Source organism: Terriglobia bacterium (assembly GCA_020073205.1).
GTDB lineage: Bacteria > Acidobacteriota > Polarisedimenticolia > Polarisedimenticolales > JAIQFR01 > JAIQFR01.
This window is the reverse complement of the sequence record JAIQFR010000104.1, coordinates 1-15,083: the sequence shown is the minus strand read 5'-3', so window position 1 is coordinate 15,083 and position 15,083 is coordinate 1. Positions and strand designations below refer to the sequence as shown.

General features: G+C 70.2%; 14 protein-coding genes. 8 read left to right on the top strand and 6 right to left on the bottom strand.

Annotated elements, in window-relative coordinates; all coding sequences use genetic code 11:
• A partial coding sequence (locus tag LAO51_16810) for a hypothetical protein (protein MBZ5640404.1) occupies positions 1–1,990 on the bottom strand: 1,990 nt, incomplete at its 3' end.
• 421 nt (positions 1,991–2,411) lie between these two features.
• Between LAO51_16810 and LAO51_16805 the strand changes: the two genes are divergently transcribed.
• The 3 genes from LAO51_16805 (at position 2,412) to sppA (ending at position 5,334) form a co-directional block, all read left to right on the top strand.
• On the top strand, positions 2,412–2,903 hold the full coding sequence (locus LAO51_16805) for a histidine phosphatase family protein (GenBank protein ID MBZ5640403.1): 492 nt from the start codon (positions 2,412–2,414) through the stop codon (positions 2,901–2,903).
• Between the two features lie 84 nt (positions 2,904–2,987).
• Positions 2,988–3,371 carry a hypothetical protein gene (locus LAO51_16800; protein MBZ5640402.1) on the top strand — a complete coding sequence of 128 codons (384 nt, stop codon included), beginning with the start codon at positions 2,988–2,990 and terminating at the stop codon, positions 3,369–3,371.
• 193 nt (positions 3,372–3,564) lie between these two features.
• On the top strand, positions 3,565–5,334 hold the full coding sequence (sppA, locus tag LAO51_16795) for a signal peptide peptidase SppA (protein MBZ5640401.1): 1,770 nt from the start codon (positions 3,565–3,567) through the stop codon (positions 5,332–5,334).
• Between the two features lie 301 nt (positions 5,335–5,635).
• Here sppA and LAO51_16790 read toward each other — a convergent pair whose 3' ends face one another.
• From LAO51_16790 to LAO51_16770, 5 genes are read right to left on the bottom strand one after another with little or no spacing between them, the layout of a single operon-like run.
• Positions 5,636–6,898, bottom strand: a complete 1,263-nt coding sequence (locus LAO51_16790; protein ID MBZ5640400.1) for a DUF1343 domain-containing protein — start codon at positions 6,896–6,898, stop codon at positions 5,636–5,638.
• Positions 6,834–7,661, bottom strand: coding sequence for a succinate dehydrogenase iron-sulfur subunit (locus tag LAO51_16785; GenBank protein ID MBZ5640399.1), 828 nt, complete (start codon positions 7,659–7,661; stop codon positions 6,834–6,836). The genes LAO51_16790 and LAO51_16785 overlap by 65 nt, the downstream gene beginning before the upstream one ends.
• A 10-nt stretch (positions 7,662–7,671) precedes the next feature.
• Positions 7,672–8,052: a hypothetical protein gene (locus LAO51_16780; protein ID MBZ5640398.1), complete on the bottom strand. Its 381-nt coding sequence runs from the start codon at positions 8,050–8,052 to the stop codon at positions 7,672–7,674.
• A gap of 13 nt (positions 8,053–8,065) precedes the next feature.
• A complete protein-coding gene (gene sdhC, locus LAO51_16775) occupies positions 8,066–8,500 on the bottom strand; it encodes a succinate dehydrogenase, cytochrome b556 subunit (protein MBZ5640397.1) in 435 nt (144 codons plus the stop codon).
• Between the two features lie 19 nt (positions 8,501–8,519).
• On the bottom strand, positions 8,520–10,235 hold the full coding sequence (locus LAO51_16770) for a succinate dehydrogenase/fumarate reductase flavoprotein subunit (protein MBZ5640396.1): 1,716 nt from the start codon (positions 10,233–10,235) through the stop codon (positions 8,520–8,522).
• A gap of 222 nt (positions 10,236–10,457) precedes the next feature.
• On the opposite strand from LAO51_16770, the gene LAO51_16765 reads away from it, so the two are divergent.
• The 5 genes from LAO51_16765 to LAO51_16745 all read left to right on the top strand — a co-directional run bounded on the left by LAO51_16765 (position 10,458) and on the right by LAO51_16745 (position 15,035).
• Positions 10,458–12,074 carry a hypothetical protein gene (locus LAO51_16765; protein ID MBZ5640395.1) on the top strand — a complete coding sequence of 539 codons (1,617 nt, stop codon included), beginning with the start codon at positions 10,458–10,460 and terminating at the stop codon, positions 12,072–12,074.
• A gap of 10 nt (positions 12,075–12,084) precedes the next feature.
• Positions 12,085–12,684: a 3'-5' exonuclease gene (locus tag LAO51_16760; GenBank protein ID MBZ5640394.1), complete on the top strand. Its 600-nt coding sequence runs from the start codon at positions 12,085–12,087 to the stop codon at positions 12,682–12,684.
• 61 nt (positions 12,685–12,745) lie between these two features.
• Entirely contained in the window at positions 12,746–13,357 is a 612-nt protein-coding gene (locus LAO51_16755; GenBank protein MBZ5640393.1) for a gamma carbonic anhydrase family protein, read from the top strand.
• A complete protein-coding gene (locus LAO51_16750) occupies positions 13,357–14,370 on the top strand; it encodes a bifunctional oligoribonuclease/PAP phosphatase NrnA (GenBank protein ID MBZ5640392.1) in 1,014 nt (337 codons plus the stop codon). Before LAO51_16755 ends, LAO51_16750 begins: the two co-directional genes overlap by 1 nt.
• A gap of 14 nt (positions 14,371–14,384) precedes the next feature.
• The gene (locus LAO51_16745) at positions 14,385–15,035 is read left to right on the top strand and encodes an isoprenoid biosynthesis protein ElbB (protein MBZ5640391.1); all 651 of its coding nucleotides are present in this window, start codon (positions 14,385–14,387) and stop codon (positions 15,033–15,035) included.
• The last annotated feature ends 48 nt before the right edge of the window (positions 15,036–15,083 follow it).

The following is a 15,083-nucleotide window of genomic DNA, read 5'->3' as shown; positions in this document are numbered from 1 at the left end:
TCTCGACGGTCCTGTCGAGCGCCGCCTTCAGGAGGTCCGGATCCGCTGCGGCCTCGAGGACGTGCCTCAGGACCTCCGGATCGGAGAGCCCCCGAATCGCCTGCAGCCGAACGCCGTTCTCCGTCGCTCGGAGCGCGATCTCCCCGATGAGACCCTGGTCGGTCAAGAACCCCACCGCCTGCTCGCGCGCGGCGGGGGAGGCGGTGGATCGGGCGATCGCCGCGATCGTCTTCTCGTCGAGCTCCTGGAACGCCTCCTTCCGGACGTCCGCGTCGGCGTCCGACGACGCCACCTCGGCCAGCACCTTCGGGTCCGTGATCCTCTCGGCCGCCGCCTTCCTCATAACCCAGTCGGGATGGGTGCGGGCGATCCCGGCCAGCGCCAAGGGGTCGGTGACCCGCTTCAAGGCCGTGAAGCGCACCGAGGGACTCGGGTCCTCCCGGCAGATCCGATCGAGGAGCCCGGCATCGGTGAGCCTCGCCACTGCGTAGACGCGCACCTCGGGATCGGGGTCCTTCGAGGCCAGGGACCGGAACATCGCCGGGTCGTCGGCCACGCCGGAGAGGGCGGCCACTCGCACGGCTCCCGCCTTGTCCTCGAGGACGACGCGACGGCGGACGTCGGGATCGGAGACCCTGGCGACGGCTTCCTTTCGGACGCCCGCATCGGGGTCGGTGGTCGCGATCCGCGCCAGGAGGGCCTGGTCCTTCAGCCTCGAGGCGGCCCGCGCGCGCACGCGCGGGTCCTTCTCGGTCGCGGCGATCCCTCGCAGAGCGTCCGGGTCGTCGAGCACGTCCACGGCCGCCCAGCGAAGGTCCGCTGACCGTTCCGACACGGCGAGGTCCGCCAGGAGGGCGCGGTCCGTGAGGCGCGAGATCGCGGCCTCGCGGATCTCGGCGGGATCGCTCCCCTTCGCGACCCGCGCGAGCAGCACCTGGTCCCGGACCCGCTTCAGGGCGGCGAGCCGGATCGTCTTGTCCGGGTCGGCCAGCGCGAGATCCCCCAGGACGGCCGGATCCGCGAGGTATTCCACCGCGGCCTTTCGAATCGCGGGGTCCGGGTCGTGCTGTGCGAGCTGGTCCAGCAGGCCCGGGTCCTTCATCCGCGAGAACGCGAGATCCCGGGTCTTCGGCTCATCGACCTTCCGCGCGATCTCGAGCAATCGCCGCGCGTCGGCGATGAGGGGGATCGCGACGTCCCGCATCTCACCGGTTCGGTCCCGGATCGCGACCTCCTCGAGGTGCGCCGGGTCCGAGATCCCCCTGAGCGCCTTGTAACGGACCATGCGGCTCGGATCCTTGAGGGTGATGCGGGTGAGCAGGTCCTGGTCGCCGAGTCGGGCCACCGCTTCCTCGCGGACGTAAGGGTCGGCGTCGTCGATCGCGGCCTCCATGAGCAGCGCCTGATCGTCGATTCGCGACACCGCCGCCTTTCGAATCACCCAGCTTCCCGTTCGGTAGGCCTCCTCCAGGGAGTCCGGGTCGGAGAGACGCCTGACGGCTTCGGCCCTGACCTCCTCCCGAGGGGCGCTTCGGGCCACGCGCGCGAGGAACTCCTGCCCGTCGATGCGGGCGACCGCGAGCAGCTCGACCCTCTCGCTCGAGTCTCCCGTGGCGATGCGGCTCAGCGAGGCGTCGTCGTGAATTCTGGCGACCGCGTGGGCGCGTACCTCGGGGTCCGCGTCCGTCAGCGCGATCTTGTCGAGGACCTGGGGATCCAGGAGGGCGTCCACCGCCCGAATCCGGGCGGCCGGATCGGGGTCCGAGAGAGCCGCCGGTTGGGGCGGGGGAGACGGCGGCGCGCCTTGGGCCGCCGAAGGTCGCGCGGCGGCGAGAAACAGCCCCGCGAGAATCCACACCGACATGCGAGCCGACACGGACGCGTGCGTCACCACGCGTCGCCCCCAAGGCGGTGTCGAGGAGGGGGGGCCGAGCTGGGCCACGTCCTCACAGAAGTCCCCTGACGAGCAATCGCTCTCCTCGCGCCTCAACGCACCCTCCAAGTCGCGGATAGCCCACGCCTCCGCTGCCGAACCGCATCCTCGCGAACGCAGCACGGCCTCGTGGCCATGGCGGATAAGATACGATCAACCGCTGGATTTCACGCAAATTCCGCAAACAAAAGCTCGGGTACCCCCTGCTCCTCGTGGCCGAACGTGAGAGGGCAAGAACAACCTAACCCCAATGCACGCCTGACTTAGCCGCAGTCTCCACCCAGCTTCGCGCCCTCGGGGCCGGCGCCCGGCCGGCCGCGGCGGCGACTCCGGCGGTCGGAGTGCAACTCACGGGCCAGGTTCGTGCACCGTCAAACGATCAGCGCCCGTTCCTGCCATGATCGCGGAAGAACAGAAGAGGAAGACAGAATCGATCCCGGCCAGTTTATCCTTCAGGGGGCCGCGCCGGGAGGCTCGGATGAAGACCCTCTTGCTCCTCCGACATGCGAAGTCGAGCTGGGGCGACCCCGAGCTCGACGACCACGACCGCCCGCTCAACGCGCGGGGGCGGCGGGATGCCCCTCGGATCGGCCGCCTGGTGCGGGACGAGGAGATCGAGCCCGACATCGTGCTGTGCTCCACGGCCGAGCGGGCGAGGGAGACGGCGGAGGCGGTGGCGGAGGCGACCGGCTACTCCGGCGAGGTGCGGTTCCTGCGGGCGCTGTACCTCGCCGGCCCTCGGGAGATCGTTGCGGCGCTCAAGGGGCTCGAGCGCGAGATCGGGACCGCGATGGTCGTCGGGCACAACCCGGGGCTCGAGGAGCTGGTGCAGAGCCTCACGGGACAAAGCGAGCATCTCCCGACCGCAGCTCTCGCGAGGATCGCCCTGCCGATCGCGCGCTTCGGGGACCTTGTGCCGAGTGGCCGGGGCAAGCTCGTCCGAATCTGGCGGCCGAAAGATCTCGACTGAGAGGAGCGCTGGCGGGCGCCGTCGCGGGACGCTAGATTCTGCCTTCCTCGGCCCGAACGAAGAGGGGTCCCGATGCGGAGGCCCGTGAACCGACGACATCACAACCGACTTGCGCTGCCCGCCGGCGCGGCGGCGCGGGTGGAATTCGGTTACCCGGATCCCGACGGCCATCCCTGCACGATGCCGCTCAGGGACGTGAGCGCCTCGGGGCTGTCGATCGTCCTCGCCCACGAGCTGCCGGGCCTCGAGCCGGGAAGCCGGCTGGATGGGGCGGCGGTGAGGATCGGTAAGCGCGCCTTCCGCGCCGATCTCCTCGTCATGCACGTCACGCCGGGGCCGTGGGAAGGGGCGGTGTGCGGAGCGCTGGTCTATCCGGTGGAGGACGACGATCTCCTGACGCTCCGCGCGATGATCGCCGAACTCGAGACTCGCCCCGCCGCGGCGCCGGCGGGCGAGGGCCGCGGGTAGGCCCGGCTCGACCGGTCCCGCGCGAGAGATCCCCCGATACGACCGACTCGTGTCGGCGTCCGGCCCGCGATCGGGCGGCGCGGCGCGAGAGTATAGTCCCCCTCGGAGACCGTGAACTCTCGATCGCGGGGCGCGTAGAATCCGGCGTGGAACACCGACGAACGAGCCGTCCGGCGGACGGCGGAGGGAAGTCATGAGGCGGATCCTGCTGGGGGTGCTCGCGACGATCGGAGGGCTGGCCCTCCTCTTCTGCCTGGTCGCGCTCGTGATCGGGCTGGTCTCGTGGGCGGGGAAGGGGGGCGTTCCCTCCAAGACGGTTCTCGAAGCCGATTTCGAGCAGGAGTTCGTCGAGTACGTCCCGGAGGACCCCGTGGCCCGAGCGATCCTCGGGAAGACTCCGGTGGTCCGCGACGTGGTGGAAGCGCTGGAGCGCGCGGCCGACGACGATCGCGTCGTCGCCTTCGTCGCCAAGATCGGCGGCGGTGGGCCGGGGCTCGCGCAGGCCCAGGAGATCCGCGACGCGGTCCTCGCGTTCCGGGCGAAGGGGAAGCGCGCGGTCGCGTGGTCGGAGACGTTCGGCGAGTTCGGGCCCGGTAACGTCGGCTACTACCTGGCCACGGCGTTCGACGAGATCGATCTCCAGCCGTCGGGGGACGTCGGCCTCACCGGGCTGATGGCCGAATCTCCGTTCCTCAGGGGGACCCTGGACAAGCTCGGGGTCGTGCCCAGGATGGACCACCGCAAGGAATTCAAGAACGCGATGAACGTGTTCACCGAGACGAAGTACACGGACGCGCACCGCGAGGCCACCGACAAGCTGATCCAGTCCATGTTCGGCCAGATGGTGGCGGGCATCGCGAAGGGGCGGAAGCTCTCCGAGACGGAAGTTCGTGCGCTGTTCGACCGCGGTCCGTTCCTCGGGAAGGAGGCGAAGGACGCCAAGCTCGTCGACGCACTGGCCTACCGCGACGAGGTGGTGGCGAAGGAGAAGGAGCGGGCCGGCGCGCGCGCGAAGCTCCTCTACCTGTCCACCTACCTCGACCGCGCGGGTCGACCCCACGAGAGCGGCACAACGGTCGCCTTGATCTACGGCGTCGGCGGGGTCGGTCGCGGGGAGAGCGGCTACAGCCCGCTCTTCGGAGGCGCCTCCATGGGGTCCGACACGGTCACGGCCGCGTTCCGCGCGGCGATCGAGGACAAGGACGTCAAGGCGATCCTGTTCCGCGTGGACAGCCCGGGCGGGTCCTACGTGGCATCGGATTCCATCTACCGCGAGACGCTGCGCGCGAAGGAGGCGAAGAAGCCGGTGATCGTCTCGATGGGGGACGTCGCGGGCTCCGGCGGCTACTTCGTGGCGATGGCGGCGGACAAGATCGTCGCGGAGCCGGGGACGATCACCGCGTCGATCGGCGTGCTCGGCGGGAAGATGCTGACCAAGGGACTCTGGGACAAGGTGGGCCTCTCGTGGGACGAGGTTCACACCAGCGCGCCGAGCACCATGTGGAGCGCGATCCACGACTACTCGCCGCAGGAGTGGTCGAAGTTCGAGCAGTGGCTCGACCGGGTCTACGATGACTTCACCGGCAAGGTCGCGGCGGGGCGGAAGCTCCCGAGGGAGAAGGTGCTCGAGATCGCGAAGGGCCGGATCTGGACCGGCGAGGACGCCAAGCGGCTCGGCCTCGTCGACGAGCTGGGGGGCTTTCCCGAGGCGCTCAAGCTGGTCCGCCAGGCGGCGGGACTTTCGGTCGACGCCAAGCTGCGGCTCAAGGTGTTCCCGAAGCCGAGGTCGACCTTCGACCTCCTTCTGGAGAGGGGGCGGGAGAGCAGCGAGGCTCAGGCCGCCACGGAGCTCCTGATCCGCGCGGTGAGGGCTTCCGGGCCGCTGGGGCCCGCGCTCCGGGCCACCGGTCTCCTGGGACGCCGAGGCGTGCTGGAGATTCCCGAGATGGAGGGGCCCCGATAGCCGGCGCCCACGTTGCGGTCCCGGAATCCGCGGGATACGGCGCGCCGGGCGACGCTCTTCGGGAATTGGCCGTATGAAAGGGACATGAAGCCGGCCGAGGTGGAGCGTCCGACGACGGGCGCTTTCCGAGGCCGAGGTTGGGCTGAGACCGCGGAGGCGACCCCCCTACCGCCTCCGCGCCGATGAGGCCCACACGGTGGCGGGCCGGGTGTCCCAGACACTCGGTCCCGCCCCTTTTTTTTGTGTCCGCCAGGTGAGGCGGATCCGCCGGTGCGAACGCGATCCGTTCGGTGCGGCGGTCTCACTCCGGATAGAGCAGGAAGTTCCCCCGCAGCTCGAGAAACGCTTCGAGATCCCGGGTCCACGACGACTCCATCTCGGCGAGCGTGGCGCCCGCTTCCAACAGCGGACGGAGGCCCGCCCGGCCGAGGAGGAGGTCGATCGCGAGGCGGTCCCGCTCGAACTCGTACGGCTCGCGGCGCCAGTCGAACGTCGCGGGCGCGAGGCGGCGCGCCTCGCGCAGCAGGATCAGGTAGGTCGCGAACGGGCGAAAGGCGGCGCGGTCCACGACGTGGATCTGGATGCCGCGGCAGCTCTCTCCCGCGTGCTTGTGGAACGACGGCCGGAACGACGTTGCGCGGTAGAGGGCGCCTACGGGCGCTTCCCGCGCCAGCACCTCCGCCAGCGGCGGGGCGGCCAGCCACGGCGCTCCCACCAGCTCGAAAGGGCGCGTGGTGCCCCGTCCCTCCGAGAGGTTGGTTCCCTCGACGAGGCAGCCGCCGGGATACACCTCCGCGGTGGCGGGGGTGGGCATGTTCGGCGAAGGCGCGACCCAGGGCAGCCCGGTGCCGTCGAAGTGCATCCGCCGGGTCCACCCGCGCATCGGGACGACGCGGAGATCGCAGCGAATCTCGAACGCCTCGTTGAACAGGCGCGCCAGCTCCCCCGGGGTCATGCCGTGGCGGACGGGGAGGGGATACCGGCCGACGAAGGACGCGAGCGGCGGCTCCAGCACCGGCCCTTCCACCGCGACCCCTCCGATCGGATTCGGCCGGTCGAGCACGACGACGGGAAGCCCGGTGGCCGCCGCGGCTTCCATGACGTGCGCCATCGTGTAGACGAAGGTGTAGTAACGGCTCCCCACGTCCTGGAGATCGCAGAGGATCGCGTCGAGCCCCTCGAGATCCTCCGTCCGCGGGCGCAGCGAGGAGGGATCCGCGCCGTACAGGCTGAAGACCGGAAGCCCCGTGAGGGGATCGCTCCCGGCGGCCACCGGCTCCATGTCCTGCGCCTCGCCCCTCAGGCCGTGCTCCGGCCCGAAGAGCCGAACGAGGCGGAACCCCGGGTGGGCCGCGACGAGGTCGGCGGCGTGCCGGGCGGCCCGGTCGATGGACGCCGGGTGGGCGACGAGGCCGACTCGCGGACCGCTCCTCAGGCCGGCTGCAGCGGGGCCGCCGCCGAGGAGGGCTTCGAGGCCGGGGACGACGATCGCCGCTCTCCTACGCCGTCTTCTCTGGCGCCTCGGGGATGTCGGGGCGCCGCTTACCTTCCTTCGGCTTCGCAACGACCTGGGCGAGGGCGTGCCCCTTCCGGAGTCGGATGTAGTCGAGCACCAGCTCCCGCTTCATCAACTGGATCGCCTTGGCCGGGTCGACGCCCTTCGGACACACCCGGGAGCACTCTCCGGCGAAGTGACACCGCCACGGGCCGCGCTCGCCGCGGAGAACCTCCTTCCGCGACCGCCATCCCGCATCGCGGGTGTCGGCGTTGTACCGGTGCGCCTGGGCCAGCGGCATCGGCCCCGAATAGACCGGGTCGGTGGCGTAGGTCGGACAGGCGGCCATGCAGCACCCGCACTTGATGCAGTACGAGAACTGCAGGTACTGCTCCAGCTCGTGGATGGACTGTCCGAACTCTCCTGTGGGACTCTCGCGTTCCCGCACGTCGTCGCGGATGATGTAGGGCGAGAGCGCCACGTGGGAGTCGAACATCGGCGCCAGGTCCGGGACGAGGTCGCGGATGATGTCGAAGTTGGGGAGCGGCGCCACCGCAACCACCTCGGCCGAAAGCTCGGACACCTGGGTGTTGCAACCCAGGCGCGGCCGGCCGTTGATCATCATCCCGCAGGACCCGCACACGCCCATGCGGCACGAGGACCTCCAGGCCAGGGACGGGTCCTGCGACTGCTTGATCGCCCACAGGCCGTCGAGCACGGTCATCCCGGGGGTCCTGGGGAGGGTGAAGTCCTGCCATCGAGGGGCGGCGTCCCGGCCCGGATCGAACCGGCGGACCCGGTAGAGGATCGTCTTCGCATTCAAATCGTTCATCGCCGCCCCCTCAGAGCGTCCGGGCCAGGGAGAAGCTGGCCATCGCCGCCCAGGTCCCCAGGACGAAAAGGCCGAAGCCCACGATCAACAGCACCACGGAAAGCGTCGTCTTGAGCCCCGGCCGCGGGTTCAGCTCGAACAGGATGTTCCTCAGGCCGTAGAGGCCGTGGAACAGCGCGGCGCCGAGGAGCAGGACGTAGGTGACCGCGAAGAAGCCCATTTTGCCGCGGGCGACCACGTTCTTCCAGTCCACGGGGTGCCCACCCGCCGGATTCAAGGGGCCGATCTTCACGATCTCGTCCAGGTGCATGATCATCATGTGCAGGCCGAGGAACGCGAGAATCACGAGGCCGGCCGCCACGTGCCAGGTCCAGAGTTTCTGATCTCTCATCATCGCCGGCCCCCTAGCCCAGGAAAAGATCGACGGCGCCCAGGATCGCGATGATGCCCGCGACCATGAGGGCCCCGATCGCCAGGAAACGCTGCGCGTCCACCGAGGTCCGGTACGGGTAGACCGGCTCGATCGGCTTCCCCACGCCCCAACCCAGCTCCACGATCACGAGCCGGATCCCGTTCACCGCGTGAAACGCGAACGCGGCGAACACGAGGTACTCGCCGAAGGTGAACAGCGGTCCGGTCACCGAGCCCATCGCTTTCGACCACGCCTCGGGGCCGAAGGCCCGGGAGGTCGTGACGAGGATGTGCATCAGGAAATAGAGCAGCAGGCCGAGCCCGGTGACCCGGTGAACGGTGTACAGGTACCGCTCCAAACCCCAGCGGCCTCCCCCGACCCATCCCAGGATCCCCAGGCGGTTAGGATGACCTTGGACTCTCGGCATGGCGTCCTCCGGCTCCGAATCAGTACTTCCGCTCGACGGGCTTCCAGCTGTCGATCGTGACCGGCTTGTAATCGAAGCGCGGTCCCTTCTCGTCCGCCCAGGCCAGGGTGTGCCTCAGCCACTTGTCGTCGTCCCGGGTCGTGAAGTCGCGCCGCGCGTGGGCGCCTCTCGACTCCTCCCGAGCGATCGCCCCCGCCACGGTAATCTCGGCGAGGTCGACGAGATTGTCCAGCTCGACGGCGTGGAACAGATTCGTGTTGTAGAGCTTCCCTTTGTCCACGACCGCGGCGCGCCGCGACCGCTCGCGGATCCCGCGGATGACCCCGAGCGCGTCCTTGAGCCCCTTGCCGTTCCGGTAGACCCCGACGTCGCGGTCCATGACCGCCCTGAGCTCGCGGCGCAGGTCGTACAGGTTCTCCTTCCCCTCGCGCTTCAGCCAACCGTCGAGGTACGCGTCCGCCGCCTTGATCCTCGCGTCGCGCGGAGGGGGAGGCACCGGAAGGCGCTTCAGGGCGGCGGAGATGTTCTCGCCCGTGATCCCGCCCCACACCAGGCACTCCGCGGTGGAGTTCGAGCCCAGTCGGTTCGCTCCGTGGAGCGAGACGGCGGCCGCCTCGCCCGCCGCCCAGATCCCGGGGATGCGCGTGGCGCCGTCGATGTCGGTCTCGATGCCGCCCATGGAGTAGTGCGCGACGGGTCGGATCGGGATCGGCGTCGAGATCGGATCGAGATCCAGGAACTTGATGCAGACCTCGCGGATCAGCGGCAGGCGCGTGTTGATCCGCTCCGCGCCCAGGTGGGTGAGATCGAGGTGCAGGTAGCCGAGCCCGTCGGACCCGTCGAAGCCTCGACCCTCGAGGATCTCCGTCGTCTCCGCCCGCGAGACCATGTCCCGGGGAGCCAGCTCCATCTTCGACGAGGCGTAGCGCTCCATGAAGCGCTCGCCCCGGTTGTTCTTGAGGTATCCCCCCTCGCCGCGGCACGCCTCGGTCATGAGGATCCCCGACGGCACGAGACCCGTGGGGTGGAACTGCAGGAACTCCATGTCCTCGAGGGGCAGGCCGGCCCGGAACGCCATCGCCATCCCGTCCCCCGTGACGGTCTGCGAGTAGGTCGTGAACCCGTAGAGGGTGCCGCCGCCGCCGGTGGCGATCAGCAGCGCCTTGCCCTGCAGGACCACCCGCTCGCCGCTCGGCGCGTGGATCCCGAGGAGCGCCGAGAACCGGCCGTCCTCCACCAGGATGTCGGTGACGAAGAACTCGTCGTAGCGGGTGTAGCACTTGTGCCGGAGCAGCGTGTCGTAGAGGGTCTGCATCTCGAAGAAGCCGGTCTTGTCCGCCGCGAGCGTGGCCCGCGGGAACGAGTGGCCGCCGAACGGCCGCTGCTCGATCCGCCCGGTCGCGTCGCGCGTCCAGGGGATCCCCCAGTGGTCGAGCTGGTGGATCTCGCCGGGCACCGCGTTCACGAATCTCCTCACGACGTCCTGGTCCGCGAGGAAATCCGACCCCTTCACCGTGTCCCACGCGTGCAGGTCGAGGGAGTCCCCCTCGTCGGTCCTCAAGACCGCGGCGGTCCCGCCCTCCGCGCACACCGAGTGGGCCCTCATGAGCTGGACCTTGGAGACGATGCCGATGTCCACCTTGCCGTCGAGGCGGCGGGAGATCTCCACGGCCGCCCGGAGCCCGGCGAGGCCCGCCCCCAGGATGAGGACGTCGTGGTTCAAGCGCTCCGACATGCCGAACCTCCTTGCGAAAAGCTGGAGTGCAGGGATGGACGTACTTCGATGGTGGGGCATTCTCGCACCGACCGCCGCCGGAATCAACCGATCGCATCCCGACGACCCGGCGACGCCGCTAGGGCTGTCGTATGATCTCCCTCCATGCTCGGCCCGAATCCCCGTCACCTGCGTGCCCGTCGCGGGAGAACCTGGGGGTGGCGGATCGCGCGGGGAGTCCCGGTGGCGGCGCTCGTTCTCGTCGCCGTCCTGGCGGTGGGGGAAGCGAAGGGCGCTTCGGAGCCCGAGCGCCTCCCCGACGACGCCACGCTCGAGGCGAGCGGCGCCGTGATCGGCACGATCCGGTGCCGCATAGGCGACGTCTTCGATCCGAGCCAGCCGGGCGAGGACAACCCGATCTTCCGCGCGGCCAACTTCGTCCACATCCGCACCAAGGAGTCGGTGATCCGCAACCGTCTCCTGTTCAAGGAGGGGGACCGGTATTCGCGGCGCCTCCTCGAGGAGTCCGAGCGCCTCCTTCGGGATTTCGGATTCCTCTACGACGCCCGAATCCGTCCGGTGGGGTACCGGGACGGCCGCGTGGACGTCGAGGTCGCCACCCGCGACGTGTGGACCCTGAAGGGCGGGGTGAGCTTCGGGCGCGGCGGAGGGACCAACCGGACGTCGGTCGGCCTCCAGGACTCGAACTTCCTCGGGTACGGGAAGGACCTCTCGCTACAGCACACCCAGGACGTGGACCGCACGACCCGGACCTTCACCTACACCGACCCGGCAGTGCTCGGTAGCCGCGCGCGCCTCTCTCTGGGATACGGGCACAACAGCGACGGACGCGAGGAGGCCGCTGCGGTGGAGCGCCCCTTCTTCTCGCTCGACGCCCGATGGGCCGCCGGGATCTCGTACGACCAGGACTCGCGGGTGGACCCGCTCTACGAGATGGGCCATGCCGTCTCGCGCTTCCGCCACAACGTCGACTACGCCTCCGCGTACGCCGGCTTCTCCCGCGGGCTCGAGGAGGGGCGCGCGCGGCGCTTCAGCGCGGGCTTCACCTTCGACCGGCACACGTTCGGGATCGCCCCCGGCGAGCCTATCCCCGCGCTCTTCCCGGTCGATCGCACGCTCGCGTACCCGTGGCTCGCGCTCGACTCGGTGCAGGACGGGTTCATCACGGTGCGCGATCTCGACCGGATCCAGCGCACCGAGGACCTGAACCTGGCGCGCGAGGGACACGCCCTGGTCGGCTGGGCGGCTCCGGCGTTCGGCTCGGACCGGGGGCGCGGGATCTTCGAGGCGTCGGGCCAGATCGGGCTGGGCCCGCGGCCGGGGCGGATGATCCTGATGTCCGGCGATCTCTCGGGCCGCCGCGCGTCGGGCGGATTCGAGGACGTGCTGGCCGGGTGGGGGCTTCGTTTCTTCCAGCGGGATCTCGGCCGGCACCTCTTCTGCGTGAGCTTGCGCGCCGACGCGGCGCATCGTCTGGACCGGGACACCCAGCTGCTTCTCGGCGGCGACAACGGGCTCCGTGGTTATCCCCTGAGATACCAGGACGGCGACCGCAGGGTCCTGCTGACCGTGGAGCAGAGGTTCTACACCTCATGGCACGTTCTGAAGCTCTTCTATGTCGGCGGAGCGGTGTTCCTCGACGCCGGACGGGCCTGGTTCGCCGGCGCCCCGGACCGGCGGGACCTGGGTGTCTTGAAGGACGCCGGATTCGGGCTCAGGATCCAATCGAGCCGGTCCGCCAAGGCGGCCATGGCCCATCTCGACGTGGCGTTCCCCGTGGACGGTGACCCGACGATACGGCGGGTGCAGTTCCTGGTGTCCACCCACGAGACGTTTTGAGGAGAGCGCGATGGTCTACTTCTGCCTGGATTGCGAGGCGTCGGGCCCGGTCCCGCCGCTTTACAACCTCCTCTCGGTGGGCGTCACGGTGGTACGGCCCTCGGGCGGCGGCCACGAGATCGGCGATTCCCTCTATCTCGAGTTGAAGCCGGAGTTCGCAGGGTTCGATGCCGAGGCGATGGCCGTGAACGGGCTCGACGCGGCCCGGCTCAGGCGGGAAGGGCTCGAGCCGCGCGACGCGATGGCACGCCTCAGGCAATGGGTCCTCGAGCGGAACCGGCCGTCCTCGGACCGGCCGGTCTTCGTCGGCCACAACGCCGTGTTCGACTGGTCGTACGTCGCGTACTACTTCGTCCATTTCGGCATCGAGAACCCTTTCGGCTACAAGGGGATCGACAGCAAGAGCCTGGCGATGGGCCGACTGGGGATCTCGTGGAACGAAACGTCGAAGGAGAGGCTGGAGAAGCTCCTCGCTCTGCCGCCGCAGGACCGCGCTCGGACGCACCGGGCGGATTACGACGCGCGCTATCAGGCCCTGATCCTGAAGGCCTTGCTGGACCGTGCTCCCGTTTCGCCCGCGGGGCGGCCGGAGGACGATTCGGTCGCTTGACAGCCGCGCGGACCGGCGCTACGCTTCCCGGCTTTTCCGAAGCCGCACGGGAGGACGCCAAATGCCGCCGGTGGACGAGCGACCCGAGGGTTCCCCTTCGGCCGACGCGCCGCGACTCCTGGCGAACCGGCTCGCGATCGACCCCGACGCGTGGATCGCTCCGGGGGCCGTGATCGTCGGCGCCGTCACGGTCGGTCCCGCCGCGTCGATCTGGTTCGGGTGCGTGCTCCGGGCCGACCTCGAGCCCATCACGGTCGGCGAGGCGACCAACATCCAGGACCTGACCGTCGTCCACGTCGACGTCGATCTTCCCGTGCGGATCGGGAGCCGCGTCACCATCGGTCACCGGTGCGTCGTCCACGGATGCTCGGTGGGAGACGAGGCGCTGATCGGCATGGGCGCGGTCCTCCTGTCCGGATGCCGCGTGGGGCGCGGCGCGCTCGTCGCCGCCGGCGCGGTGGTGAAGGAGGGGTTCGAGGTTCCCGACGGCGCGATCGCGGCCGGAGTGCCCGCGAGGATCAGGGGCGAGGTCGACCCGGCGCTACGGGAGAGGATCCTGAAGGGCGTCGAGGTTTACGTGGCGACCGCCGACGCCTATCGTCGGGGGACCCTCGGGGGCGGTCCGTTCGGCGGTGGGTGGCCGCCGGGCCCCGCCGGCTGGAGCGCGTGCTGATGGTGAACGCCGAGCAATGCGAGTTGTTCCGGCGGCTCACCGGCATCGCCAGGCGATACGTCCTGACGACCCACATGAACCCCGATGGTGACGCGATCGGGTCCGAGGTCGGGCTCGCGCGGCTCCTGGCCGGGACCGGCCGCGAGCTCCGGATCGTCAACCAGGAGGCGACGCCGCGGAACCTCGCCTACCTCGAGGATCTCGGTCCCTCCGTCGAGGTGTACGACCCGGCGGTGCACGACGCCGCGCTCGACGCCGCCGACCTCGTGGTCCTGCTGGACAACTCCGCCCCCGACCGCCTCGGACGGATGGAGCCGGCGATCCGGTCGCGCGCCTCGAAGGTGTTCTGCATCGATCATCACCCGACGCCGGGAACCCTCTGGGCCCACGACGTCCTCGACGAGCAAGCCAGCGCCACCGCGGCGATCGTGTACGAGCTGTCGACCGCCGCCGGGCACCGGATCGACCTCGACACGGCCGAGGCGCTCTACGCCGGCCTCTCGACCGACACCGGGTTCTTCCGGTTCAACTCGACGCGGGCCCGGGCCCACGAGATCGCCGCGGCTCTCCTCAGGACGGGGATCGAGCCCTCACGCTGCTTTCGCGAGGTCTACGAGCGGAACTCGCCGGCCTGGACGCGCCTCCTGGGCCGAGCTCTCGCGGGCCTCCGCCTCGACGCGGGAGGGGCGATCGTGTCGGTGCGGGTCACGCGCGCGATGGAGAGCGAGTGCGATGCCGAGGGGGCGGACACCTCCGAGATGACGACGCCGCTGCTCGCGATCGAGGGGGTGAGGATCGCCCTCCTGTTCCGCGAGCTCCCGGAGGGTCGGGTCAAGGTATCGCTGCGCTCCAAGGGGGACCTGGACGTCTACCGCCTCGCGGCGGAGTTCGGCGGCGGCGGCCATCGGAACGCGTCGGGGATCGTCGCCGACGGCCGGCTCGACGAGATGGCCGAGACCGTGATCGCCGGGGCGGCCGGGCTCCTCGCCGCGTCGCCGGGACAGCCGGCCTGAGCGGGGTCGTCCCGGTGCGGCGCGTCGGCGTCCTCCTGTCCGGCTGCGGGACCTACGACGGTTCCGAGATCCAGGAGACGGTGTTGCTCGTCCTCGCCCTCGCGAGGCGCGGGATGGAGTCCCTGTTCCTGGCGCCCGACGTCGAGCAGCGGGACGTCGTGGACCACTCGACGGGCGACACCCGCCCGGAGGCGGCGCCGAGGCGGGTGCTGGTCGAGTCGGCGCGGATCGCCCGCGGGGTCGTTGCCGCGGTTCACGAGACGCCGGAGACCCAGCTCGACGCCCTCGCGATTCCCGGGGGAATGGGCGCGGTCAAGAACCTCTGCCTCGAGGGACCCGGCCTCCTCGGCCTCGGTCCCCTCCGCCCCGACGTCGTCGCGCTCCTCGACGCGCTCACCGCGCGGAAGGCGCCCGTGGCCGTCATGGGCCTCGCCGAGGTCGTGCTCGCGAGGCACCAGGGGCGGCCGCTGGGTCAGGAGCCGGTCTATGTGCCGGCCTCCGAGGTCGTCGTGGACGAGGAGCGGCGAACGCTCTTCACCCCGGGGTTCATGGGGAGCGACGACCTCGAGGAAGTGGCGGTTGGGATCGACCGCCTCGCGGACCACCTCGCCCGGTGGCTCGGCGTCCACCCGGAGCTCAGGCTGCGGAAGGGGAAGCCCGGCTAGCGCGCTCACCCGGCGGCCGGATCAGGCGAGGTCGATCTGCTCCAGGCC